Source organism: Dactylosporangium cerinum, from assembly GCF_042653625.1.
Classification (GTDB): domain Bacteria; phylum Actinomycetota; class Actinomycetes; order Mycobacteriales; family Micromonosporaceae; genus Dactylosporangium; species Dactylosporangium cerinum.
The window spans coordinates 476,712-501,113 of record NZ_JBHSIU010000130.1; the positions used below are offsets into that span (position 1 = coordinate 476,712).

Annotated in this window: 20 protein-coding genes; 7 read left to right on the forward strand and 13 right to left on the reverse strand. The window is 71.1% G+C overall.

Translation table 11 applies throughout. The features are described 5' to 3' along the window. Window positions 1-24: 24 nt before the first annotated feature. The 6 genes from ACFPIJ_RS60070 to ACFPIJ_RS60095 all read right to left on the reverse strand — a co-directional run bounded on the left by ACFPIJ_RS60070 (window position 25) and on the right by ACFPIJ_RS60095 (window position 6,653). The gene (locus ACFPIJ_RS60070; protein ID WP_380128540.1) at window positions 25-369 is read right to left on the reverse strand and encodes a cupin domain-containing protein; all 345 of its coding nucleotides are present in this window, start codon (window positions 367-369) and stop codon (window positions 25-27) included. Then, window positions 357-1,367 carry a Gfo/Idh/MocA family protein gene (locus ACFPIJ_RS60075; protein ID WP_380128541.1) on the reverse strand — a complete coding sequence of 337 codons (1,011 nt, stop codon included), beginning with the start codon at window positions 1,365-1,367 and terminating at the stop codon, window positions 357-359. The genes ACFPIJ_RS60070 and ACFPIJ_RS60075 overlap by 13 nt, the downstream gene beginning before the upstream one ends. A gap of 88 nt (window positions 1,368-1,455) precedes the next feature. Beyond that, window positions 1,456-2,763 (reverse strand): mannitol dehydrogenase family protein, encoded by a 1,308-nt coding sequence (locus ACFPIJ_RS60080; RefSeq protein ID WP_380128542.1) that lies wholly within the window; start codon window positions 2,761-2,763, stop codon window positions 1,456-1,458. Beyond that, on the reverse strand, window positions 2,751-4,043 hold the full coding sequence (locus ACFPIJ_RS60085; protein ID WP_380128543.1) for an enolase C-terminal domain-like protein: 1,293 nt from the start codon (window positions 4,041-4,043) through the stop codon (window positions 2,751-2,753). Before ACFPIJ_RS60085 ends, ACFPIJ_RS60080 begins: the two co-directional genes overlap by 13 nt. Continuing rightward, window positions 4,040-5,452, reverse strand: coding sequence for a glucuronate isomerase (uxaC, locus tag ACFPIJ_RS60090; protein WP_380128544.1), 1,413 nt, complete (start codon window positions 5,450-5,452; stop codon window positions 4,040-4,042). The genes ACFPIJ_RS60085 and uxaC overlap by 4 nt, the downstream gene beginning before the upstream one ends. Then, a complete protein-coding gene (locus ACFPIJ_RS60095) occupies window positions 5,445-6,653 on the reverse strand; it encodes a Gfo/Idh/MocA family protein (RefSeq protein WP_380128545.1) in 1,209 nt (402 codons plus the stop codon). Before ACFPIJ_RS60095 ends, uxaC begins: the two co-directional genes overlap by 8 nt. A gap of 157 nt (window positions 6,654-6,810) precedes the next feature. Between ACFPIJ_RS60095 and ACFPIJ_RS60100 the strand changes: the two genes are divergently transcribed. Genes ACFPIJ_RS60100 through ACFPIJ_RS60120 form a run of 5 tightly spaced genes read left to right on the forward strand, consistent with a single transcriptional unit; the run spans window position 6,811 to window position 11,500 of the window. Further along, a complete protein-coding gene (locus ACFPIJ_RS60100; RefSeq protein WP_380128546.1) occupies window positions 6,811-7,791 on the forward strand; it encodes a LacI family DNA-binding transcriptional regulator in 981 nt (326 codons plus the stop codon). Window positions 7,792-7,815: 24 nt separating this feature from the next. Further along, window positions 7,816-9,111, forward strand: coding sequence for an ABC transporter substrate-binding protein (locus ACFPIJ_RS60105; RefSeq protein WP_380128547.1), 1,296 nt, complete (start codon window positions 7,816-7,818; stop codon window positions 9,109-9,111). A gap of 10 nt (window positions 9,112-9,121) precedes the next feature. Beyond that, entirely contained in the window at window positions 9,122-10,081 is a 960-nt protein-coding gene (locus ACFPIJ_RS60110; RefSeq protein WP_373318724.1) for a carbohydrate ABC transporter permease, read from the forward strand. Beyond that, a complete protein-coding gene (locus tag ACFPIJ_RS60115; RefSeq protein WP_380128548.1) occupies window positions 10,078-10,908 on the forward strand; it encodes a carbohydrate ABC transporter permease in 831 nt (276 codons plus the stop codon). The genes ACFPIJ_RS60110 and ACFPIJ_RS60115 overlap by 4 nt, the downstream gene beginning before the upstream one ends. A 7-nt stretch (window positions 10,909-10,915) precedes the next feature. Continuing rightward, a complete protein-coding gene (locus ACFPIJ_RS60120; protein WP_380128549.1) occupies window positions 10,916-11,500 on the forward strand; it encodes a hypothetical protein in 585 nt (194 codons plus the stop codon). Between the two features lie 56 nt (window positions 11,501-11,556). On the opposite strand, the gene ACFPIJ_RS60125 is transcribed toward ACFPIJ_RS60120, so the two are convergent. The 7 genes from ACFPIJ_RS60125 to ACFPIJ_RS60155 form a co-directional block, all read right to left on the reverse strand. After that, on the reverse strand, window positions 11,557-12,894 hold the full coding sequence (locus tag ACFPIJ_RS60125; protein WP_380128550.1) for an FAD-dependent oxidoreductase: 1,338 nt from the start codon (window positions 12,892-12,894) through the stop codon (window positions 11,557-11,559). 299 nt (window positions 12,895-13,193) lie between these two features. Further along, on the reverse strand, window positions 13,194-14,780 hold the full coding sequence (locus tag ACFPIJ_RS60130) for a glycoside hydrolase family 13 protein (RefSeq protein WP_380128551.1): 1,587 nt from the start codon (window positions 14,778-14,780) through the stop codon (window positions 13,194-13,196). Between the two features lie 33 nt (window positions 14,781-14,813). Continuing rightward, entirely contained in the window at window positions 14,814-17,726 is a 2,913-nt protein-coding gene (locus tag ACFPIJ_RS60135) for a CBM35 domain-containing protein (protein WP_380128552.1), read from the reverse strand. A gap of 35 nt (window positions 17,727-17,761) precedes the next feature. Then, window positions 17,762-18,637 carry a carbohydrate ABC transporter permease gene (locus tag ACFPIJ_RS60140; RefSeq protein ID WP_380128553.1) on the reverse strand — a complete coding sequence of 292 codons (876 nt, stop codon included), beginning with the start codon at window positions 18,635-18,637 and terminating at the stop codon, window positions 17,762-17,764. Beyond that, window positions 18,634-19,563 (reverse strand): carbohydrate ABC transporter permease, encoded by a 930-nt coding sequence (locus ACFPIJ_RS60145; RefSeq protein ID WP_380128554.1) that lies wholly within the window; start codon window positions 19,561-19,563, stop codon window positions 18,634-18,636. The genes ACFPIJ_RS60140 and ACFPIJ_RS60145 overlap by 4 nt, the downstream gene beginning before the upstream one ends. 2 nt (window positions 19,564-19,565) lie before the next feature. Then, a complete protein-coding gene (locus ACFPIJ_RS60150; protein WP_380128555.1) occupies window positions 19,566-20,915 on the reverse strand; it encodes an ABC transporter substrate-binding protein in 1,350 nt (449 codons plus the stop codon). Between the two features lie 212 nt (window positions 20,916-21,127). After that, window positions 21,128-22,123, reverse strand: coding sequence for a LacI family DNA-binding transcriptional regulator (locus ACFPIJ_RS60155; RefSeq protein WP_380128556.1), 996 nt, complete (start codon window positions 22,121-22,123; stop codon window positions 21,128-21,130). A 95-nt stretch (window positions 22,124-22,218) separates the two neighbouring features. On the opposite strand from ACFPIJ_RS60155, the gene ACFPIJ_RS60160 reads away from it, so the two are divergent. Continuing rightward, window positions 22,219-23,250, forward strand: coding sequence for a nitronate monooxygenase (locus ACFPIJ_RS60160; protein ID WP_380128557.1), 1,032 nt, complete (start codon window positions 22,219-22,221; stop codon window positions 23,248-23,250). A 132-nt stretch (window positions 23,251-23,382) separates the two neighbouring features. Next, window positions 23,383-24,396, forward strand: a complete 1,014-nt coding sequence (locus ACFPIJ_RS60165) for a hypothetical protein (RefSeq protein ID WP_380128558.1) — start codon at window positions 23,383-23,385, stop codon at window positions 24,394-24,396. The last annotated feature ends 6 nt before the right edge of the window (window positions 24,397-24,402 follow it).

The window sequence follows — 24,402 nt, forward strand, 5'->3', positions numbered from 1 at the left end:
CCCGGGTGCACAGGGTCTACCGGATCACGGGCGGGGCAGGGATCCGAGGTGCATCCAGGTGAAGACGAGCGGGACGTCGCCGTCGCTGACCAGGTGGTGGTCCTCGCCGGGCGGGATGATGAGCAGGTCGCCGGCCTGGAACCGGGTGACCTGGGCGCCGTCGCTCTCCAGGTGCCCGCTGCCCTGCACGATCGTGAAGATCTCGGGCACGTCGTGGGTGTGCGGGTTCGACTCGTCGTGGGTGCGGTGGCCGGGGTCGTCGTAGCGGCTGATGCCGCCGCGGATGACGGGTCCCCAGCCGGTGCCGAGCGCGGCGAGGGTGGCGGGGGTGCCGCCGTCGGGCAGGTCGGCGACGGTCAGCTTGCGCATGGCAGGTCTCCCACTTCACTGAGCAGCGCGTGCCGGGCGGCCGCGGTGCGGACGAGGTCGGCGATGCCGGGGATGGCGACGCCGTCGTCGTGTGCGACGCCGGTCAACGGCACGGGGTCGGGTGCGGCCATGATCTGGGCGGCCAGGGCGGTGAACGGCGCGGTCCGCGACAGCGGCACGAGCAGCGGGTCGCCGGACAGCAGGTTCTCCAGCAGCCCGATGCGGCCCGGCAGTTCGACGCCGTCGAGGCGGTCCTGTGGGTACACCACGTGCGCCGCACCGTGGGTACCCGTGACCGTGATGTCGCCGGCGATGAACTCCGTCGACGCCAGGGTGACCGCGACCGTGATGACGGGACCGTCCACGGGGGTGAGGCGCAGCGCGGCGGTGTCCTCGACCTCGATGTCCCTGGTGCGGAACCGTTCCAGTTCGAGTGTCCACGGTGGACGGACGGCGCCGATCGCGAGCGCCTGCATGAGGGCGTGCGCGAACGGGTTGACGAGCGCTCCGTCGACGGCGCGCCGGCCCGACCACGGCGACCGGGTCCAGTACGTCGCGGGCCGCCACCACGCGCCGGCGACCGCGATGTGCGTCAGCCGGCCCAGGTCGAGCGCGGCGAGCGCCGGCAGCGTCGGCGAGCCGAGCGCCTGGAAGCCGACCTGGCAGCGCCGCCCGGTCGCGGCGAGCGCCGCGGACAGCTGCTCGTGCGCGTCGAGGTCGAGCACCGGCGGCTTCTCCAGGAGCAGGTCCGCGCCGGCGTGCACGGCGTCGAGCGCGATCGGCAGGTGCGTGTGCGGCGGGGTGCAGATGACGACGTAGTCCGGCTTGTGCTCGGCGAGCAGCCGCCGGTGGTCGGTGTAGACCGGCAGCTCCTCGCCGGGCAGGCCCTGCACGTCGCCGAGGGCGACGAGGCGGACCCGGTCGCCGAGGTCCTCGATGTGCTGCCGGTGCCGGCGGCCGTGCCCGGAGGCCCCGATGAGCGCGATCGTGGGCGTCACGCTCACACCGTCCCCTCCGCTGCGCTCCGGTGCCGGTCCGAGCACACCTGCGCCGATGGTGAGCGGCCCGAGCCGCTTCGCTGGCCGCTCACAGCGCCGCCAGCACGCCCGCGGCGCCGTGCCGCTCCAGGTCCCGCAGCCACCGGTCGATCTCGGCGCGCAGCGGTGCATCGTCGGCGAGCCCGGGCGACAGCAGCTCGAGGGCCTGCGACGGCGACGCGTCGCGCAATGAGCCCGCGAGGGGGTCGTCGAGGGGGAGTGACGTGCCGTCGTCGGCGCGGCCGCCCACGAACCGGATCCAGGCGGCGAGGACGAGCGCGGCGTAGCTGGGCACCGCGCCGGCGGCGCGCCGGTCGGCGACGGTCCCCAGCAGCCGCTGCGGGAGCTTCTGGCTGCCGTCCCCGGCGACCTGCAGCGTGCGGTAGCGCAGGGCGCTGTTGGCGAACCGTTGCAGCACCTGCTCGCCGTACGGGATGACGGGCAGCTCGGTCAGGGTCGGCGCGATGTCGGACGCGATGAACCGCTCCATGGTGGCGTGGTAGCCGGGCAGCGCCAGGGCGGCGTCGACGGTGGGCGCGCCGGCGAGCGCGCCGAGGTAGGCCAGCGCCGAGTGCACGCCGTTGAGCACCCGCAGCTTGCGCAGCTCGTAGGGGGCGGTGTCGGCGGTGAGCACGGCACCGGCGAGGTCCCAGGCGGGCCGGCCGCCGGGGAAGTCGTCCTGCATGACCCACTGGCTGAACGGCTCGGCGGCGACGGCGGCCTCGTCGCGGGCGCCGACCAGCGACTCGACCCGGTCGAGGGTGGCCGGGGTCGTGGCGGGCACGATCCGGTCGACCATGGTGCCGGGGAAGCTCAGCAGCGCCATGATGTCCGGGTCGTCCAGCGCGTCGCCGACGAGCCCCCGCAGCCGCGAACCGTTGCCGTGCAGGTTGTCGCAGCTGACCAGTGCGAGGGGCGTCTCGCGCAGCCGCAGGCCCCGCACGATCAGGTCGAGCACCGCCGAGCCCGGCGCGTAGGCCTTCTCGGTGACGGTGAGCGTGACGACCCGGATCGCCGGGTCGGCGAGCCGCCGCAGCACCGCGCCCGGCTCGGACCCGGCGTGCAGGACGCTGTCGAACGCGCCGACGACCCGGGCGTCGGCGTCCGGCCCGTCGACGGTGAGCACGCTGTACAGCATCTCCTGCGCCCGCAGCGCGTCCAGGACGGCGTGGGAGCTGGGTGCGACGCCGACGATCGCCCAGTCGCCGCCGCCCTTGGCGATCGCGTCCTCGGTGAACACCGCCTGGTGCGCCCGGTGGAACGCGCTCAGCCCGAAGTGCAGGATCCCGGCGCCCGCGTCGCCCGGCCGGATCAGCGGCTCGACCTTCACGGGCGCGGAGCGGTTCAGCCGCGCCATGCCGGGCCGTCCGGGAAGGAGAACTCCGCGATCGAGGCGGGGCGCAGTTCGACGCTGTACCCCGGACGCGACGGCAGCCGGTAGCGGCCGTCCACGACGGTGACCGGGTCGGTGAAGTGCTCGTGCAGGTGGTCGACGTATTCCACCATCCGCCCCTCCATGCTGCCGGTGATGCGCAGGTAGTCGAAGAACGCGAGGTGCTGCACGTATTCGCAGAGACCGACGCCGCCGGCGTGCGGGCAGACCGGCACCCCGAACTTCGCGGCGAGCAGCAGCTCGGCGAGGACCTCGCCGACGCCCGCGACCCGGCACGCGTCGATCTGCATGACGCGGATCGCGTCGGCCTGCAGCAGCTGCTTGAAGATGACGCGGTTGGCGGCGACCTCACCGGTCGCGACCCGGCACCGGCCGCCGGTGATCGTGTCGAGGGCCCGCTGGATGCGGGCGTGGCCGAGGACGTCGTCGGCGTGGGTCGGCTCCTCCATCCAGTACGGGTCGACCTCGGCGAGGCGGCCCAGGTTGGCGATCGCCTCGTCGACGTCCCACACCTGGTTGGCGTCGAGCATGAGCAGCGCGTCGGGGCCGATCTCCTCGCGGATGATCCGGGCCCGCCGGACGTCGTCGTCGATGGCGCCGCCGACCTTCATCTTCACCGCGGTCCAGCCGTCGGCGACGGCCTGGCGGGTCAACGCCCGGACCTTGTCGTCCGGGTAGCCGAGCCAGCCGACCGACGTCGTGTACGAGGGCAGGCCGACGGCACGTGCGTGGGCCAGGCGCTCCTCGTACACCGGGAGCCCTTTGTCGAGCATCGCGGCGGCCTCGTCACGGGTGAGCGCGTCGGTGATGTGCTGGAAGTCCACGGCGGCGAGCAGGTCGGCGGTCGGCAGCTCGGCGAGCAGCTGCCACATCGGCTTGCCAGCCCGGCGGGCCCGTAGGTCCCACGCGGCGTTGAGGATCGCGCCGGCGGCCAGGGCGATGACGCCCTTCTCCGGGCCGAGCCAGCGCAGCTGCACGTCGGCGGTCAGGGTCCGGGACCCCTCCACCGTGCACAGTTCCTCGACGGTGTGCCCGACGACGTGATGGGCGAGGGCCTCGACGGCGGCGCAGGTGATCTCGTTGCCGCGGCCGTTGGTGAAGGTGAGGCCGGCGCCGGTGACGCCGTCGTCGCCGGTCAGCTCGACGTAGGTGGCGGAGTAGTCGCCGCGGTTGATCGCGTCGGACCCGTCACCCGCCGCGGCGGTGGGGAACCGGACGTCGTGGACGGTCAACCCGGTGATCATCGTGCTCCTTGAGCGAGGACGGTGCGTGCGTAGACGCGTTTGGGCAGGTGGTAGGCGAGGTCCGCGATCGTCTCGGCGGCCTCGTCGAGGGGCAGGCGGTGCTCGGCGACGAGCCGGGCCAGGAACCCGGCGTCGATGCGGCGGGCGACGTCGTGCCGGACCGGGATGGAGCAGAACGCGCGGGTGTCGTCGACGAAGCCGGCGGTGTTGGCGAACCCGGCGGTCTCGGTGACCGTCTCCCGGAACCGGCGCAGTCCCTCGGGGCTGTCCAGGAACCACCAGGGCGCGCCGAGGAACACCGCCGGGTAGCCGCCGGCGAGCGGTGCCAGCTCCCGGGTGAACACGGTCTCGTCCAGGGTGTACAGCACGATCCGGAACCGCGGGTCGGTGCCGAACGCGTCCAGCAGCGGCTTCAGCGAGCGCACGTATTCCGTCGGCGAGGGGATGTCGCCGCCGACGTCGCGGCCGTGCCGGGCGAACAGGGCCGTGTTGTGGTTGCGGACCGCGCCCGGGTGCAGCTGCATGACCAGGCCGTCGTCGACGGACATCCGGGCGAACTCGACCAGCATGTGCGCCCGGAACCGCTCGGCGTCCCGGCTGTCCGCCTTGCCGGTGAGCGCTTTGTTGAACAGCGCGGCGGCGTGTGCGGGGGACAGGGCCAGGGTCGCGGCGGTCGGGTGGCCGTGGTCGCTGGAGGTGGCACCGGCGGCGATGAACGCCTGCCGCCGGTCCCGCAGCCGCTCCAGGAACTGCGGGAACGAGGTCACGCCGAGCTGCTCGATCCGCCCGGACCAGCCGGGCCACTCGAAGTCGACGACGTCGTCGGGGCGGAACGTGGTGATGACCCGCCCGCCCGGCCCGCCCCAGCCGTCGGCCTCGAGCTTGGCGTGCGCGGTCAGGTCCGACAGCGGCGACTCGGTGGTGGCGAGGACCTCGAGGTTGAACCGGTCGAACAGCGCCCGCGGGCGGAACGCGGGGTCGGCGAGGCGCTCGGACAGCAGGTCGTAGACGAGGTCGGCGGTGTCGACGCGCAGCGGCACGGTGACGTCGAAGACGTCGGTGAGGACCCGCTCGGTCCACAGCCGCGACGGGGTGCCCCGGAACAGGTGCCAGTTGGCGGCCAGGAGCCGCCAGATGGTGCGCCCGTCGGTCTGGGTCGGGCTGCCGTCGACGGTGGGCACCCCGAGCTCGTGCTGGGCGATGCCCTGGCTGGCGAGCATCCGGGTGACGTAGTGGTCGGGCACGACGATGAGCCTGGCCGGGTCGGGGAAGGGCCGGTCGTCGGCGACGATCGCCGGGTCGACGTGGCCGTGCGGGCTGATCAGCGGGAGGTCCTTGGCGTGCCGGTACAGCTCCCGTGCGATGGTTCTGATCCCGGGTTCGGCGGGCAGCAACTGGTCTTCATGCATCGTGTCGGATCCTGACGGGCAGCCCTGAGGCGATGGATTCGTTGGCGGCCAGGCCGATGCGCAGCGCGCGGGCGCCGTCCTCGGCCTCCGCGGCGGCGACGCCGCTGGGCGGGCCGGCGCCGAGCAGGTCGGCCAGCATGCGGGCGTCGCCGCCGCCGTGGCCCTCCCGCTCGTAGGGGATGGGGATCTCGCGCGGCTCGCTCCAATGTGGATGGACGCGCAGCGTGGCCCGGCCCGGCTCGTCGCCCTTGATGAGCCCGGTCGCCCCGGGTGCGACGTGGTCGGTCTCGACCACCTCCAGCTCGAGGCGGCCCTTGCTGCCGTTGACCATCACCCGGTAGCCCTCCCAGGGGGCGTAGGCGGTCAGGTGATAGGTCATCGTGGCGCCGCGGGAGTAGCGGACGAGGACGGCGAGGTCGTCCTCGATGGTGATCCCGGGCGCGAAGACGTCCTGGTCGCGCCGGTATCCGTCGGTGGTGCCGGTGTACAGCACGTCGCGGTGCGGGTCCCTGCCCAGCGCGAACCGCTCCTTCGGCGCGGTGGCGCCGGCTCCCTGCGAACCGTAGAAGAACAGCCGGCCCTGCGCGTAGACCTCGGCGGGATCGTCGTCGAGCCACCAGTTGACCAGGTCGAAGTGGTGCCCGGACTTGTGCACCAGCAGGCCGCCGGAGTTGGCCTTGGCGCGGTGCCAGCGGCGGAAGTAGTCGGCCCCGTGGCGCACGTCGAGGAGCCACTCGAAGTGCACGGAGCCGACCTCGCCGATCTCACCGTCGGCGATCAGTCGCTTGAAAGTTTCATGGAAGGGGTTGTACCGGTAGTTGAAGGTGACCCGCACCCGGCGGCCGGTACGCCGCACCGCGTCGAGGATCCGCGCGCAGCGCTGCGCGTCGACGGTCATCGGCTTCTCGGTGAGCACGTCGCACCCTGCCTCGAGGGCTGCCACGATGTACTCGTCGTGGACCCGGTCCACGGTGGTGACGATCGCGACGTCGACCTTCTCTTCGTGCAGCATGCGGCGGAACTCGGTGGCGGGGTAGGTGGGGACCGGGGCCGGCAGCCGTGCGTTGTGCACGGCGAGGCGGTGCGGCTCCGGATCGGCGAGCGCGACGAGCGCGCAGGTGTCGCGATGCGGCCCGGTGAGTGCGCGCGTGAACATCTCAGCGCGCGATCCGGTGCCGACGATCGCGTAGCGGGTGTGCATCGGTTGTCGCTCCCTGGAACTGCTGCCGCGACTGCTGCGGCGACTGCAAAGGGTTGCAGCGACACCATGCTCCATGACCGTGCGCCGGGTCAATACCCCTGGATTTTCTGCATCCATGGGCGTTGACATGACAGCAACCGTTTGCATTAATGACTCCGTGCCCGCCACTATTCGAGATGTAGCCCGCGCTTCCGGCGTCCATGTCTCCACCGTGTCGCGCACGTTTTCAGCACCGCATCTGGTCAACCCGGACACCCGGAGCCGGGTGCTGTCCACCGCGGAGAGCCTCGGCTACCGGCCCAACCGTGCGGCCCGCGCGCTCATCACCGGGCGGACCCACAACATCGGCCTGATCGTCGCCGACATCGCCAACCCGTTCTTCCCACCACTCATCAAGGCGGCGGAGTCGCAGGCCCGGCAGCGGGACTACCACCTCTTCGTCGCCGACACCAACGAAGACCCGATCATGGAGGAGCAGCTCGTCCAGGCCCTCGCGAAGCAGGTCGACGGCGTGCTGCTGTGCAGCCCGCGCATGAGCAACGACCTGATCGAGAAGCTGCGCCGCGAGGTGCCGCTCGTCGTGGTCAACCGGGCCGTCGACGGGCTCCCCGCGGTGGTCATGGACGTCGCGAACGGCGCGAAGGCCGCGATCGAGCACCTCGTCGGTCTCGGCCACCACGACCTCGCCCTGCTCGGCGGGCCGCGCGGCTCGTGGACCAACCGGGAGATCCGGCGGTCGGCGATGGCCGCGGCGAAGCTCGCCGGTGCCAACCTGACCGTGCTCGGACCGCACCAACCGACCGAGGCCGCCGGAGCCGCCGCGTGCGACGCCGTGCGGGCCACCGGAGCGACCGCCGTGCTGGCCTACAACGACCTCATGGCGATCGGACTGCTCGAAGCACTGCACGACCGGGGCGTGAACGTCCCGGGCGAGCTCAGTGTCGTCGGGATCGACGACATCATGCTCAGCCGCTTGATCCGCCCCAAGCTGACCACGGTCTCCACCCCGACCGCGGCCGCCGGGCGGGCGGCCGTCGACATGCTCCTGCAGCACGACGACGAACGCCGCACGAACGCACTGGTGACGCTCCAGACGGAGCTCATCGTGCGCGACTCCACCGGACCCAACCCTCATTGATCCCCTGCCAGGGAGTGACACGCCATGTCCGGAACACCCCGCCGTAGACTTCTGGCAACCGCCCTCGCCGCAGTGCTGCTCGCTCCGCTTGCCGCCTGCGGCGACGACGGCGGCGAGGCACCAGCGGTCGACTCAACGAAGCCCGTCGAGCTGAGCATCTTCTGGTGGGGCGGCGACGCCCGTGCCAAGCTCACCGAAGAGGCGCTCGCCCTCTACACGAAGAAGCACCCCAACGTCACGTTCAAGAAGACGTGGCAGGCCAACCAGGGGTATTTCGACAAGCTCGCCACGCTGACGGCCGGCAACGACGCGCCGGACATCTTCCAGATCGACGACAACTTCCTGACGGAGTACGCGTCGCGCAACGTCACGCTCGACCTGACGTCGTATCAGAAGTCGAACAAGCTCGACACCTCGAAGTTCCCCGAGAGCCTGTGGAAGTACGGCGTCGTGGACGGCAAGCTGGCCGGCGTCGCCTTCGGGGAGAACACCCAGGGCCTGGTGTTCAACAAGACCAAGCTCGCCGCGGCCAACCAGCCGCTGCCGACCACCGGCATGACGTGGGAGGCGTTCATCGACTGGGCCGCGACCGCGACCACGGCCACGAAGGTCCCCGGCACCCAGGACCCGAGCGCGGACTACAAGGCGTTCTGGATCTGGCTGCGCCAGCAGAACAAGGACCTGTACAAGGACAAGGAGCTCGGCTTCACGGCGCAGGACGTGACCGCCTGGTTCGACCTGTGGAAGGGCGCCCGGGACCGCAAGGCCACCCCGACCGCCGACGTGATCCGCGAAGGCAACGCCACCGACATCACCAAGCAACTTGTCGTGACCGGGAAAGCGCTTACCTCGTGGGTCTGGGTGAACCAGCTACCCGAGCTGCAGAAGAACACCAAGGACGAGCTCGGCGTCGTGGCGTACCCGGGCGACCCCAAGGCACAGTGGGCCCGCGCGGCGCTGTACTTCTCCGTCTACCGGGGCAGCGACAAGAAGGACGTGGCGGTCGACGTCATCAACTTCCTGGCCAACGACCCCGAGGTCGGCAAGGTCCTCGGCACCGACCGCGGCCTGCCGCCGAACATGGACATCCGCGCCTCCGTGCAGAGCAGCGTCACCGACGCCGCCATGAAGACCTCCATCGAGGTCGAGAACACGCTCGGCAAGACGTTCGGGCCGTCCCCGCAGGTCCCGCTGAAGGGGCACAGCACGCTGCGCTCCGAACTCATCAAGGCCGCCGAATCGGTGCAGGCCGGCAAGGCCACCCCCGCGCAGGCCGCCGAGGCCTTCGTCACGGCCGCGAAGTCCGCAATCTCGAAGTGAGGCTCTTCCAGTGGCGCTGACCACCGCGCCGGCACCTTTGCACCGAGCGGCGAAGGGGCCCCGCGTCGAACCGCGGGGCCCCCGTCGCGAAGGGCTCGCCGGCTACCTCTTCCTGACACCGTGGCTCATCGGGCTGGCCACCATCACGGCCATCCCGATGCTCATGTCGCTGGTGCTGAGCTTCACCGACTACGACATCCTGTCGGACTGGTCCGAACTCAACTGGGTCGGGTTCGACAACTACCAGCGGATGTTCACCGAGGACCCGACGTTCTGGCACGCCGTGCAGGTCACGGTGCTGTTCGCGGTCATCGCGACGCCGCTGAAGCTCGCCGCCGCGCTCGGCGTGGCGCTGCTGCTCAACAAGGCGGTCCGCGGCGTCGGCCTGTACCGCAGCCTGTTCTACCTGCCGTCACTGCTCGGCGGGAGCGTGGCCCTGGCCATCGTCTGGGTGTCGATGTTCAGCCGGGACGGCTCGTTCAACGCGTTCCTGGCGCTGTTCGGCATCTCCGGCCCCGGCTGGGTCAACGACCCCGACTACGCCCTGAGCACGCTGATCCTGCTCGCGATCTGGCAGTTCGGCGCGCCGATGGTCATCTTCCTGGCCGGGCTCAAGCAGGTCCCGGTCGAGCTCTACGAGGCCGCCTCCGTCGACGGCGCGGGCGCCTTCCGCAAGTTCCGGTCGATCACGCTGCCGATCCTGTCGCCGGTCATCTTCTTCAACCTCGTGCTGGAGACGATCCACGGCTTCCAGGGCTTCACGTCGGCGTTCGTCATCAGCGGCGGCACCGGCGGTCCCGTCGACTCGACCCTGATGTACACGCTCTACCTGTACATCAAGGGCTTCACCGACTACGAGATGGGCTACGCCTCCGCGCTCGCGTGGGTGTTCCTGCTCGCCGTCGGCCTGCTCACCGTCGTGCTGTTCAGCACGGGCCGGTTCTGGGTGCACTACGGGGATGAGCGATGAAGTCGATCCTGCGCACGGTGGTGATCCTCGCTCTGCTCGGGATCATCCTCTACCCGCTGTTCTGGGTGCTCGGCAGCTCGCTCAAGAGCCAGCCGGAGATGCTCAGCAACCACGGCGTCCTGCCGGAGGTCTTCACCCCGGGCAACTACCCCAAGGGCTGGTCGCACCTCGACACGACCTTCGGCCGGTTCTTCATCAACAGCACGGTCGTCTCGCTGCTCGTCGTCGTCGGCAACGCGCTGTCCTGCCTGCTCGCCGCCTACGCCTTCGCCCGGCTGCGGTTCCGCGGGCGGGCCGCCTGGTTCGCCATCATGGTCGGCACCCTGCTGCTGCCCGGGCACGTGCTCATCATCCCGCAGTTCATCGTGTTCCGGCAGCTCGACCTGGTCGGCGGCGAGTTCCCGTACCTGCCGCTGATCCTGCCGCACTTCCTGGCCACCGAGGCGTTCTTCGTGTTCCTCATGGTCCAGTTCATGCGCGGCATCCCCCGCGAGCTCGACGAGGCCGCGAAGATCGACGGCTGCACCACGTTCGGCGTCTTCCGCACCATCATCCTGCCGCTGAGCCGCCCGGCCCTCGTGACGACGGCGATCTTCTCGTTCATCTGGACCTGGAACGACTTCTTCCGCCAGCTCGTCTACGTGTCGGACCTGCCCAAGTACACGGTGCCGGTCGCGCTGCGGCTGTTCATCGACTCGCAGGGCCAGTCCGAGATCGGCCCGATGTTCGCGATGTCGGTGCTGTCGCTGCTGCCGGTGTTCCTGTTCTTCCTCGCCTTCCAGAAGATGCTCGTCGAGGGCATCAACACCTCCGGCCTGAAGGGGTGAGCTTGCGATGAGCCGCGACTTCCGGGAAACGGTCACGGTGGCGGCCGACCTTGCCCTCGTGGGCATCGCCGTCACCGTGGCCAGCCTGCCGGTCCTCACCGCCGGCGCGGCGGTGCACGCCGGCTCCGTCGCCGTGCGCGACATCATCGACGGCTCCGCGGTGCGACCGTCGGCGCTGTGGCGGGTGTTCCTGCGCTCGCTGCTGCCCGGCGCGCTCGCCACGGCCGCGGTGCTCGTCCTCGGGTGGCTCCTGCTGTTCAATCTCGGCGCCGTCGCCTCAGGCCGGGTCCCGGGCGGGTTGCCCGTGCTCCTCGGCACCGGTGCCGTCGCCGCCGCACTGCTCGCCGCCTGCGCGTTCGGCGTCGTGCACCTGGCCCATCACCACTCGTGGGCGGGTGCACTGCACTGGGCGGCGGGCACGGTGTGGCGGCAACCGCTCACGGCGGCGATGGTGGCCGGGGTGTCATCCATCGCCGCCGTGATCGGCGCGCTGATTCCGGTGACGCTGCCGCTGCTGGTCGGATACCTGCTGTTCGCCGTCCACGTCGTGGTGTCCCGCCGCCTCGCTCCGGCGCCCGTCCGCGTCTCATGATCCGGAAGACCTTGTGTACTCCTGGGCACCCAAGGTCTTCCGGATCACGGAACACGTCACACCGGCAGGCGGTCCGGGGTCGGCACTGCGGTGGCCGGGGCCGGCGACGGTTTGCGGCTGAACCACAGGGCCCGGGCCACGACGCCCGGGGCGAACAGGCTCGGCGGCGCCTTCATCAGGTTCGCCACCTCCAGGAACCGCCGCCCGACCGCCGCGCTGCGCGACGACGCGACCTGGATCTTCGCCACGTAGGCGTTGAGGAAGCGGGTCTTGCCGGTCCGCTCGCCCTGGATCTCCGGGTTGGCCAGGTCGGCGCCGACCGCGATGTCCCACGGCACGTCGACGACCTTCGCCGCCTTCGCGTAGAACCGGCGGGGGAGCCCGGCCCGGCCGGCCCGCAGCGCGTCGCGCAGTTCCATCGCCTCCGCCGCCGCGACCGTCATGCCCTGGCCGTAGGCGGGGTTGAAGCTGCAGATCGCGTCGCCGATCGAGACCAGACCGTCCGGCAGCCGGGTCATCCGCTCGTACCGGCGCCGCACGCTCGCCGGCAGCCGCATCCGCATCGGCGGGCCCAGCGGCTCGGCGGTGCTCAGCAGCTCGTGCAGCCGGGGGTCGGGCAGGTTCGCGGTGAAGTCGGCGTAGGTGTCCGGGTCGCTCGGCGGGGCCTGGCCCGATCCGACCCCGAGGAGGGTCACCATCCAGCGGTCGCCCTCGGCGGCGATGGCGACGGCGCCGAACGGGCGGGCCGGGTTCGGCGAGGTGATGATCGCGGCGAAGTCCTCCTGGCCCGGCACCCGCCGGTAGTCGCGGGACACGTAGACGGTGAGCGGGTCGACGCGGTCCTCGGCGGGACGGTCGAACCCGATCGCGGCGAGCCACGTCGGGCCCCGGTTGCCGCGGCCGGTCGCGTCGACGACGAGGTCGGCCGCGACGTCGTGCACGGTGCCGCCGGCCGGCAGCACCTGCGCGCCGGTGACCCGCACGCCGTCGAACAGCAGGCCGGTCGCCTCGTGCCCGTCGAGCACGACGACGTTGGGCAGGGCGAGGACCCGCCGGCGGACCCCGGCCTCGATGGCCGGCCGGCTCACGCACAGGCCGGCCAGCCCGGACGCGACCCGCGGCATCGGCCGGTCGCCCTGGATCCAGACGCAGTCGCGCATGATGTCGACGGGGATCCCGCCCTGCGCCGTCAGCTCGGCGACCAGGCCGGGGAAGAGCTCCTCGAGCACCTGCCGCCCGCGGGCGAGCAGCCCGTGGGAGTGCTCGCCCTGCGGCACGCCCTTGCGGTTGGCGGCGCCGGCGGGCAGGGTGTCGCGGTCGAATATGGTGACGTTCGCAAATGATTCGCTCAGGACACGCGCGGCGAGCAGCCCGGCCATACTGGCACCGAGCACGACGGCATGGCCGGATTTTTCCTTGGGTGACAAGGGAATCCTCCGTTTGGGGTGGCTAGCTGTGCGCAAACCGTAGCCACCGGGCCTTTGCCGTGCCGTCTCCAACGAGACTGTCAGCTCGCCGACCGAGCTGTATCAGGACCGCCGGAAACCGTCCGAACAGGGGAGACCCGGACCCGGACGGCGTCTCTACCGTGATCCGATGCCCTCGACAGTCGCCGACCCGACCACAACCGGGTCCTGGCTGACGGTCTGACCGGTGCCGGCGGGGCGGGGGCGGCGCCCCGCCCCGCCGGGGGTCAGGGCAGGCGCAGCCAGGCCGAGGTGTCCACGGGCAGCCGGCCGTCGTCGAGGTCGCCGCTGGTGAGCAGGACCACGCCGGCGGGCAGGTCGACCGGGGCGCCGGACAGGTTGACGACGCACGCGAAGCCGCCGTCGCGGGTGAAGGCGAGGACGTCGGCGGGTGCGTCGAGCCACGCCATGGGGCCGTCGCCGAGGCCGGGTTCGGCGTGGCGCAGGGCGAGGGCCCGGCGGTACAGGTTGAGCATCGAGGACGGGTCGGCGGACTCCGCCTCGACCGCCCACTGTGCCCAGTCCGCCGGCTGGGGGAGCCAGCCGTCGCCGCCGAAGCCGTAGGGCGGTGCCGTTCCGGACCAGGGCAGCGGCACCCGGCAGCCGTCGCGGCCTGGGTCGGCGCCGCCGGTGCGGGCGAAGAACGGGTCCTGTCGCGCCGCCGCCGGCAGGTCCTCGACCTCGGGCAGGCCGAGTTCCTCGCCCTGGTACACGTAGACCGAGCCGGGCAGGGCCATGGTGAGCAGCGCGGCGGCGCGGGCCCGGCGGGTGCCGAGGGCCAGGTCGGTCGGGGCGAGGTGCCGGGTCTGGCGCAGGTCGTGTTCGAAGCCGGTCTCGACCCGGCCGTAGCGGGTGACGTGCCGGGTCACGTCGTGGTTGGACAGCACCCAGGTGGCGGGCGCGCCGACCGCGGCGTGTGCGTCGAGGGTCTCGTCGACGCAACGGCGCAGCGCCTTTGCGTCCCAGGGGCAGCCGAGGAAGTCGAAGTTGAAGGCGGCGTGCAGCTCGTCGGGGCGCAGGTACAGCGCGAAGCGTTGCTGGTCGGCGAGCCAGACCTCGCCGATGAGGGCGCGTTCGCCGGGGTAGCTGTCGGCGACCCGGCGCCAGCCCCGGTAGACGTCGTGGATCTCGTCGCGGTCGTTCCACGGGTGCGGGTCCGGCGGCGACGCCGGGTCGAAGTCGGGCAGCGCCGGGTCCTTGACGACCATCGCGGCGGAGTCGATGCGGATGCCGTCGACGCCCCGGTCGAACCAGAACCGCAGGATGTCCTCGAACTCCTCGCGGACGACCGGGTTGTCCCAGTTGAAGTCGGGCTGGCCGGCGTCGAACATGTGCAGGTACCACTGCCCGTCGGCGACCTGCGTCCAGGCCGGTCCGCCGAAGATGGAACCCCAGTCATTCGGGGGAAGATCCCCGCGGCCGTCGCGGAACCAGAACCGGTCCCGGTAGGCCTGGTCGACGAGGGCCCGCTGGAACCAGGCGTGCGCGACCGACGTGTGGTTCGGCACGACGTCGATGATGATCCGGATGCCGAGGGCGTGCGCCTCGGCGATCAGCGCCGTGGCCTCGTCGAGGGTGCCGAACGACGGGTCGATGTCGCGGTAGTCGGCGACGTCGTAGCCGGCGTCCGCCATCGGCGACGGGAACCACGGGCTGAACCAGATCGCGTCGACCCCCAGGTCCCGCAGATACCCGAGGCGGGCCCGGACCCCGGCCAGGTCGCCCACGCCGTCGCCGTTGTGGTCGGCGAAGGACCGGGGGTAGATCTGGTAGATGGCCGCGTCGCGCCACCAACGGGTATCTGCTGTGGACACTGGAGGTCCCCGCTTTCTGCTGGTTGTGAAGGGTTAGAAGCCGCTGTTGCCGGGGCCACGCACGAGCGTGTATCCGGTGTTGTTCAACAAGCCACCCGAGGCGGCCCCTGAGACGGTGACGTAGTTGAAGGTGGACGAGCCCGCCGCCGAGATCTCGATGCCGTAGGTGCCGGCACCCGCGATCCGCACGTGGTCGAACGTGACGCCGGAGATGGTGCGCTGCCACGTCATGAGCAGGCCCTGATACGAGCTGTCGAGGATGTCGACGTCCTTCACCAGCACGGTGCTGGTGATGTCGCGGGCCTCGGCGTAGAACCACAGCCCACCGATGGACGAGCCCCAGTTGCGTTCGTAGCCACCGGTGCGGGTCAGCGTGTTGCGCTGCACGCTCGTGGTCCCGGCGAACGGCTGCGCGCCGTGCCAGGTGCTGATCGCGATGCCGGAGGACGCGTACACCGTGTCGGAGAACAGGTTGTCCTCGATCCGGTTACCGCTGCCGCCGTAGATGGCCGCCGTGTTGGCGAGCATCGGCAGCTGCGCGGTGTTGAACGTGAACGCGGTGTTCGTCACCGGCGCCGAGTTCGACCACATGGCGAGGGCGTCGTCGCCGGTGTTGCGCAGGACGCTCTGGTCGACGCGGGTGTTGCGCAGGTCGCCGTTGAGGTTGACGCCGTCGGCGAACGTGTCCCGGATGCGGACCCCGGCGACGTACAGGCCGTCGGTGCCGCTGGACGCCCACAGCCCGACCTTGGTGTGCTCGATCCACAGGTTGTGCAGCAGCGAGCCGGTGCCGAAGTTGCCTTCGAGGGCCGCGTCGAAGTTGGCGTCGTCGCGGTACCGGACGTCCCCGGCGATGGTGAAGTCGGCGAGCTGGACGCGCGGCCCGGTGGCGAAGAAGCCGCCCTTGCCGTTCGCGCCGCGGACCGTGGTGTGCCACATGCCGGCACCGCGGACGGTCACGTTGTCGACGTTGATCCGGCTGGTGATGTCCCAGGTGCCGGCCGGCAGCCACAGCGTCCTGCCCTGCGACCGGGCGGCCGCGACGGCAGTGTTGAACGCGCCGGTGTCGTCGCCGGAGCCCGAAACGGCGCCGTAGTCCACGATGGACAGCGAGTTCGCGGGCGCGGACAGGGCCGGCGCGACGACCTCGGTGTCGATGAGGTCGACGGTGATCGGGGTGCCGCCGTCGTTCTGCAGCTTCAGCACCGTGCCGGCCGGGTAGCTGGGCAGCGTGGTGCGGAACTCGTCGAAGAACCGGTGCGCCTCGCCGCCGGCGGGGTTGTTGTTGTACGGGTACGCGCCGTACACCCAGCTGTAGGTGGAACTGACCGGCAGGTCCTTCACCTTCGCGCCGCCGGCGTAGACGGCGAGGTTGGCGCTGGTCCCGGTGCCGGCCGCGTTGTCGGGCACGGACGCCCGCACGACGAGGGAGTTGGTGGGCTTCGACAGGGTGAACTGGACGTACTTGCCGGCGTTGTCGAGGCGGACCGCGCGGCGGCCGGACGCCTCGGCGGCGACGGTCAGGTAGGCGCGGTCGGGGCCGATCGCGACGCCGTTGGTGGTGCCGCTCTCCGCCTCGTACTCGGTGTAGGGCACCGTCGCACCGCGCGCGGCGAGGGCCGCGGAGCCGGCGACCGCGACGTTGTCGAGGGCGACGTTGCCGCTGTCGCCGCTGTCGTACTGGTAGCCGATCAGGTTGAGCCCGGCCCGCAGCGGCAGCGTCTGCGCCACGGTGAGCCAGCCGCCGCCGGCGGGCAGTGCCAGCTGCCCGACCTTGACCCCGTTGGCATAGGTCGACAGGGTCTTCGCGCTGCCGGTGCTGTTGGTGTACCGCAGGGTGGTGGCCGCATTGCCTGCGGCGCCGACGTTGACGGTACGGATCGCGCGGGCCCCGACGGCGGTGAAGCCGGTCGCGTAGCCGCTGCCGGTGTACCCGCCGATCGAGGTGGCAACGGTGGGGCCGCCGGACAGGAACGCCGTCTCCAGCTCAGCGCCGCCGGACGCGGGCGGGGTGGACTGGGACGGGGACGGGGTCGGCGACGTCGCCACCGAGGCGACGACCAGGTTGTCGAGGTTGACGTTGCCGGAGTCGGCGGTGTCGAAGCGGTACGCGACGCTGTTCGTCCCGTTGTTCAACGACACCGTGTCGACCCGGGTGCCCCACGAGTCCCAGTTCGCGGTCGCCGGCAGCGACACCTGGGTGACCCGGGAACCGTTGACGTACAAGGACAACGTCATCGCCGACCCTGTGCCGTTGGCGTAGCGCAGGGTCAGCGACGACGAGCCCGCACCGGAGCGGCTGACGCTGAACGTCGTGGCCGCGTTGCCCCGGAGCTCGTCTGTGTACCCGCCGACGAAGCCAGTTCCGGTGAAGCCGCTGTGGTCGGTCGCGACGACCGTGCCGCCGGACAGCGTGGCGGACTCGGCCTCATACGTGCCGGCGGGCGGCGCCGGGACGTCCGCGACGACCAGACTGTCGAGGTTGACGTTGCCGGAGTCGGCGGTGTCGAAGCGGTACGCGACGCTGTTCGTCCCGTTGTTCAGTGCCACGGTGTCGACCCGGGTGCCCCACGAGTCCCAGTTCGCGGTCGCGTTCAAGGTGACCTGGGTGACGCGGGAACCGTTGACGTACAACGACAGGGTCTTGGCGGAGCCCGTGCCGTTGGCGTAGCGCAGCGTCAGCGTGCGGGACGCCGTGCCGGAGACACCGACGCTGAACGTGGTGGCGGCGTTGCCCTTGTTGCCGTCGACATAGCCGCCGACGAAGCCGGAGCCGGTGTATCCACTGTGGTCGGTGGCCGTGGCGGCGCCACCGCTCAGTGCGGCCGACTCGGCCTGGTAGGTGGTGGTGGCGGCCTCGGCACGCAGCGTCGCTGCCAAGGTGATGGAGGTTGCCGCGACCAGGGTGGCGGCCCCGATCGCGAGCAGGCGGGATCGTCGGAGCATCGTGAAGATCTCCTTGCGAAAAGGGATGGGTGTTATCAGCCTTTGAGCGCGCCCGCGGACAGGCCGCTCAAGATGCTGCGTTGGAAGACGGCGAACACGACCACCATCGGGATGCTGGCGATGGCGAGCCCGGCGAACATCTCGTTGGGGGTCACGTAGCCGTTGAACGCCAGCCGGCTCAGCGCGACGCTGACCGTCTGGGTGGAGGGGTCCTGCAGCACGAGCAGCGGCCACAGGAAGTCCTTCCAGGCGCCGATGATCGCGAAGATCGACACCACGGCGAGGACCGGGCGGGACAGCGGCAGCACCACGTGCCACAGCATCCGCAGCCGGCCGGCGCCGTCGATACCGGCCGAGTCGAGCAGCTCGTCCGGGATCTGGTCGAAGAACCGTTTCAGGACGTAGATGTTGAAGGCGTTCGCGGCGCCCGGCAGCCACAGCGCCCACGGGGTGTTGAGCAGGTTCACGTGCAGCAGCGGCACGTCGGCGACCGTCAGGTAGCTCGGCACCAGCAGCGCCGCGGCGGGCAGCATGAGGCTGGCGAGCATCCCGCCGAGGACCAGGTTGCCGAACCTGGGTCGCAGCTTCGACAGGGCATACGCGGCGGCGACGTCGACGGTGAGCTGGAACAGCCAGCCGCCGATCGCGTAGAAGGCGGTGTTGAACAGGTACCGGCCGATGTCGAGCTTGCGCCACGCGTCGACGTACGTCTCCGGGTGCCAGCTGTGCGGGACCAGCGTCGGCACCGGCTGCGCCAGCTCGACCGGCGTCTTCACCGCGCCGGTGACCATCCAGTACAGCGGGAACACGAACAGCGCGACGAACAGCAGCGCGAGGACCGTCAGAACGACCCGGTACAGCACCGGCCGGCGCTGCAGCTCGCTGTCGGAGATGAGCGAGCGTTGGCTCATGACGCCCTCCGGGTCAGTCGCAGGTACACGGCGGAGAACGCGCCCAGCACGAGGAACAGCAGCACGCTCATCGCGGCGGCCATCCCGAAGTCGTTGTTGACGGTGAACGCGTAGCGGTAGATGAGCACCATCACCGTGATCGAGTCCGGGTTCGTGGTGCCGGTCAGCTGGTAGGGCTCGATGAACACCTGCATCGTCGCCACGATCTGCAGCAGGAGCAGCACGAGCAGGATGAACCGCATCTGCGGCAGCGTCACGTGCCGGATCCGCCGCCACACGCTCGCCCCGTCCAGCTCCGCGGCCTCGTACAGCTCACCGGGGATGCTGGCCAGTCCGGCCAGGTACATGATGGTCGCGCCGCCCATGTTGGCCCACGTGCTCACCAGGACCAGCGAGATCATCACCATCTTCGGCGACTGCGTCCACCCGGACTCCGGCAGGTGCAGCGCGGACAGGACCGCGTTGAACAGCCCGTTGCCGGGGTCGTAGAAGTACTGCCAGAGGATGACCGTGACGATCGGCGGCAGCATCACCGGCAGGTACACGGCGAACCGGAAGAACCCCTTCAGGTGCCGCAGCTCGTGGATGACGATCGCGACCCCGAACGGCACCAGGTAGCCGAAGACCAGCGCCAGGCCGGTGAACTCGAGGGTGTTCTTCCATGCGGTCCAGAACAGCGGGTCGTCGAGGACCGCCTGGAAGTTGGTGAACCCGACCCACTCCGGCTCCGTGACGAAGTTGTCCTGCTGGAACGCCAGCATGATGCCTTTGACGAGGGGCCACCAGCTGAACAGGCCGAAGCAGAGCAGCCCCGCGGCCAGGAACAGGTAGGCGTGCACGTTGTCGGCGATCCGGCGTTTGGTCCTGTCCCGCGCGGCGGCCGTGGTGACGGGCCGCGCGGGACGGATCGGAGTGAGGGTCGCCATCGTTACTTGACTGTCGACAGGATCTGGTTGGCCTGGGTCTCGGCATCCTTGAGCAGCTGGTCGATGTTGGCGTTCGGGTCGGTGAGGACCTTCAGCATCGCGGTGTCGAGCACGGCGTACAGCTGCTGCGCGTTCGGCGGTTCGACCTTCAGCGGGACACCGGAGCTGGCCGCGTTGAACGGCTTGTAGTTCGCGGCGGGCACGTTGGCGTACTTGGTGTTGGCGGCGATGAGCTTCTGCTCCGACGCGCCGGTCCAGATGTTGGGCTCCGGGATGCCGACCGGCTGGTTCTTCTCCTTGTCGAGCGCCTTGTCGGCGTCGACCCGGTCGGGGTCGAGCTTGCGGAACGCGAGCCACTGCAGCCCGGCCTTGATCTTCGCGGGGGACAGCCCGGCCTTGAACATGTAGCCGTCGCCGCCGCCGAGGGTGGCCTTGCCGTCGGGGATGACGCCGAGGCCGTATTCCTCGTACTTGCCCTTGTACTGGTTGACGATGTTGGGCAGGTCGCCGGTGCCGCCGACCATCATGCCGAGCTTGCCGGAGGCCATCTGGGTCAGCAGGTCGGCGTATTCGAGAGCCTGCTTCTCGGCCATCGACTTGTCGGTGAAGCGCATGTCCTTGAGCTGCTGGAGGACCTGCTTGCCCTGCGCGTTGTTGAAGCCGGCCTTCCAAGTCTCGCCGTCCTTGACCGCGACCTCGCCGCCGATCGAGTACAGCTCGGCGGTGAAGTGCCAGCCGCCGGTGTTGTTCTTGCTGAAGTCGCCGTAGCCGGTGATGCCGTTGCCGAGCGCGGTGATCTTCTTCGCGGCCTCGCGGACGTCGGACCACGTCGTCGGCGGCTTGTCGGGGTCGAGGCCGGCCTGCTTGAACAGGCTGCGGTTGTAGATCAGGCCGAGGGAGTAGTTGGCCGACGGCAGCCCGTACACCTTGCCCTTGCTGTCGCTGAACACCTGCATCAGCACCGGGCGGACGTCCTTGATCGCCGGGACCTCGCCGAGGTAGGGCGAGATGTCGGAGACCTGCTTCTTCGCGATGAGGTTCTGCGGGTCGGTGAAGTACACGTAGAAGACGTCTTCGAGCTGGCCGCCGGCCAGTTTCGCGCTGAACGTCTTCGGGTCCATCTGACCCTCTTTGGCGTCGATCTTGACGTTGGGGTGCTTCGCCTCGAAGTCCTTGATGTCCTTCTCGAAGTTGGCCCGGTTGTACTCGTCGGTGGCGGCCGGCATGCCGTTGACGGTGATCGTGACCGGCCCGTCGGCCGCGTCCGACTTATCGGAATTATCGCCGCAGGCGGCCAGCAGCAGGCCGGCCGCCAGCGTGACGCCCAGGGCGCCGCGCAGGGTGCGCTTCATGGTGCCTCTCTCTCCACGAGCCAAAAGTTCGGGTGGCGTGCCCGAGGGGTGTGGCTTCTTGCTCACGACGTGTGAGGGCCGCACCGCTGTCAGCGGCGCGTGGAGACGAGAGTAGGACCATCGACATCAGAAAGTCCATAGCTTCTTGCAATCCAATGCAAGAAGTCGCTACTTCGCTTGCGTAGCCTTGCAAATGTAGTTGTTTCCGCAGGTCAGTGGCGGTGTTTCACCGGTCCCGTGGAGTCCCGGACGATGAGCTCCGGGTCGTAGAGCCGCTCCTCGAGGGCGACCTTGCGCCCGTCGATCTGGGCGACGAGGGACGCGACCGCGGCCGCGCCGATGGTCTCGATCGGCTGCCGCAGCGTGGTCAGCGGCGGGTCGGTGTAGGCCATGTAGGTCGAGTCGTCGAAGCCGATCACCGACAGGTCGCCGGGCACGTCCAGGCCCTGCTTGCGGGCCGCCCGGATGGCGCCGAGGGCCAGGGCGTCGCTGGCGCACACGACCGCCGTCGCACCCTGCGTGAGCAGCCGGTTCGCCGCTGCCTGGCCGCCCTCCATCGAGAACAGGGTGCGCGCGACGAGCTTGCGCGCCGGGCCCTTCACGCGGGCCAGGAACTCGGCCACCTTGCGGTCGGACGGCACGTGCCCGGCGGGCCCGACGACCACGCCGATGTGCTGGTGGCCGAGGCTCTGCAGGTGGCTCAGCGCCAGGTCGACGGCCATCGCGTCGTCGACGCCGACCCGTGGCACGTCCCGGTTCTCGTCCGCCGGGTTGATCAGGATGACCGGCAGCTTGCGCCGCTGCAGCGCGGCGGCCTGCTCGGGGCCGGCGTCGGCGTAGCTGGCCGCGACGAACACGATGCCCGCGACCTGCCTGGCCAGGAGCATCTCGATGTAGTGCGCCTCGGAGACGCCGTCGGACGTGCGGGTGCACAGCACCGGCACCAGGCCCTGCCGAAACAGCGCGCCCGCCATCGCCTCCGCGTAGGCGGGGAAGATCGGGTTGTGCAAGTCGGGCAGGACCATGCCGACCAGCCGGGCCATCTCACTGCGGTGCCGGAACGGCCGCTGGTAGCCCATCACGTCCAGCGCGGTGAGCACGGAATCCCTGGTCGCAGCGGCGATGCCGGGCCGGTCGTGCAGCACCCGGCTGACCGTCGCCTCGCTCACACCGGCGTACTTGGCGACCTTCGACAGTCTCGTGACCACGCCGGCAGTCTAACCAATGTCTCTGCAAAAACGCTATCCGGCTGTGCAACGACTTGCATAACTCAGGGTAGTCACGAAAGTTGTTACATTGGGTCGTGACCTTTCCCGGCCCGGTCCTCGCCGCACCCATGGCCGGCGGCGCCGGCACCCCCGCGCTTCTCGCCGCGTGCGGCGGCGGCTTCCTCGCTGCCGGCTACCTGACGCCGGACGCCCTCGCCGCGCGGATCGCCGAGGCCCGCGCCGGCGGCACGTGGTTCGGGGTCAACGTCTTCGCCCCGTCACCCACCCCGGTCGACGCGGCGGCGCTGCACCGCTACCTGGAAGAGCTCAGACCCGAGTTCACCGTGTACGGCCTGACGCCGGCGCTGCCGCCGACCGCCGACGACGACCACTGGGCGGCGAAGCTCGACCTGCTGCTGTCCGACCCGGTCCCGGCGGTCAGCTGCACGTTCGGGATCCCGCCCGCCGCCACGGTCGCCGCGCTGCGCCGGGTGGGGACGCTCGTCCTGCAGACCGTCACCACCCCCGAGGAGGCGCTCGCCGCGGCCGGGGCGGGCGTCGACGCGCTCGTCGTGCAGGCGGCCTCGGCGGGCGGCCATTCGGCCACCCTGGATCCGTCCCGGCCCCTCGCCGCGCTGCCGTTGCCGGAGCTGGTCGGGGCGGTCCGTGCCGTGGTTTCCCTGCCGGTCGTCGCCGCCGGTGGCCTGGCGACCCCGGCGGACGTGGCCGCCGCGCTGCATGCCGGGGCCGCGGCCACCATGGTGGGCACCGCCCTGCTGCGCAGCGACGAGGCCGGCACCTCGACCCCGCACCGCGCCGCCCTGGCCGCCGCCGCCTCCTCCGCCGCCGTTGCGGGCGCCGGCGGCGGGTCCGGGCACGCCACGATGGTGACGCGCGCGTTCACGGGACGGCCGGCGCGGGCGCTGCGCAACGGCTTCATCGACCGGCACGACGCGACCGCGCCGCTCGGTTACCCGCAGATCCATCACCTGACCGCGCCGCTGCGCCGGGCCGCCGCGGCGGCCGGGGACGCCGACCGCGTCCACCTGTGGGCCGGCACCGGCCACCGCCACGCGACGACGGGCCCCGCCGCCGCCGTCATCGCCGCCGTCACCGCGGCGCTGTGACCGTCCCGGGCGGCATGCCGGTCCGGTGTGGCCGGCCTGGCACGGAACACCCGCCGGGACCCTCGACGCCGGAATGCGCACCGGCGCGCACGAGGGGCGCCGCCGCCGATGGTCCGCTGCGAGGATGGCGGCATGGAACAGATCTGGTTCGATGGCACACCCGCCGAGGCCCTCGCCGCGATCGGTGCCGTCGTGCGCTCCGGCGCCCTGGACGCCGCCGCGGCCCGGCAACGGCTCGCGCTGGAGCCCCAGTCGCGCGCCGTCGGGCCCGAGCTGTGGACGGTCGCGGCGACCGCCGTCGGTGACCGGACGCGCCTGTACTGGCGCCCCGGCCCGGACGTGCCCGACGGCACGTACCTGTTCGGCACCGTCATCCCGCCCGAGCGGATCGCGGCGGTCACCGGATGGCTCGACACCGCCTGGAACGCGGCCGCCGCCGTCCATGTCGTGGAGGGCCCGGCCGTCGTGACGCCGGGGTTCCCCCTGGACGACCTGCGCGACCTGGACACCCCGTTGGGCCTGCTCTTCCCGGAGGAGCCGGCCGAGCCGGCGGTCCTCGCCGTCGTCACCGACCCCGCCGAGCTCGCCGCCATGCGCCTCGACACCATGACGGGCACCTTCACCGGTGACGACTGCCGCTGCTTGGCCGACCTGACCCTGGAGTTGCGCGACGCCGGCGGGCACCTGCTCGGCGCGGGCCACCTGCACGGTCACGGCAGCGTCTCCTGGGAGCCGGACCGGTTCCACAACCCCGGGCGCCTCGACGACCCGTTCGCGGTCCTGCTGCGCCTGATGCGGTGGGGGGTCCGCGGGCAGATCCGCCTGTGGTACTTCATGCTGGCCGATGTCATGCGCCCCGAGCTGCCCTTGCGCGGCGAGGCCGGCAGCCCGCCGCCGACCGGCGCCGGTCCCGCCGCGCTCCTCGACTGGCTCGGCTCGCTCCGGGTGCCGCGCGACTCGCTGCGCGGCGCCGGGGTGCAGGGGCGCCGGCTGCTCGCGGCGTACCCGGCCGGGGACGTCATCGCCGCGGCGGCCGCCGACCCGTCGCCACACCGGCTGCTCGGCGCGATGAACTGGGCCATGTACCAGCCCGACGACCTGCCCATGGCCCGCGCCCTCGCCCCGGCCGTGCGACGCCTGCTCTGACGGGCC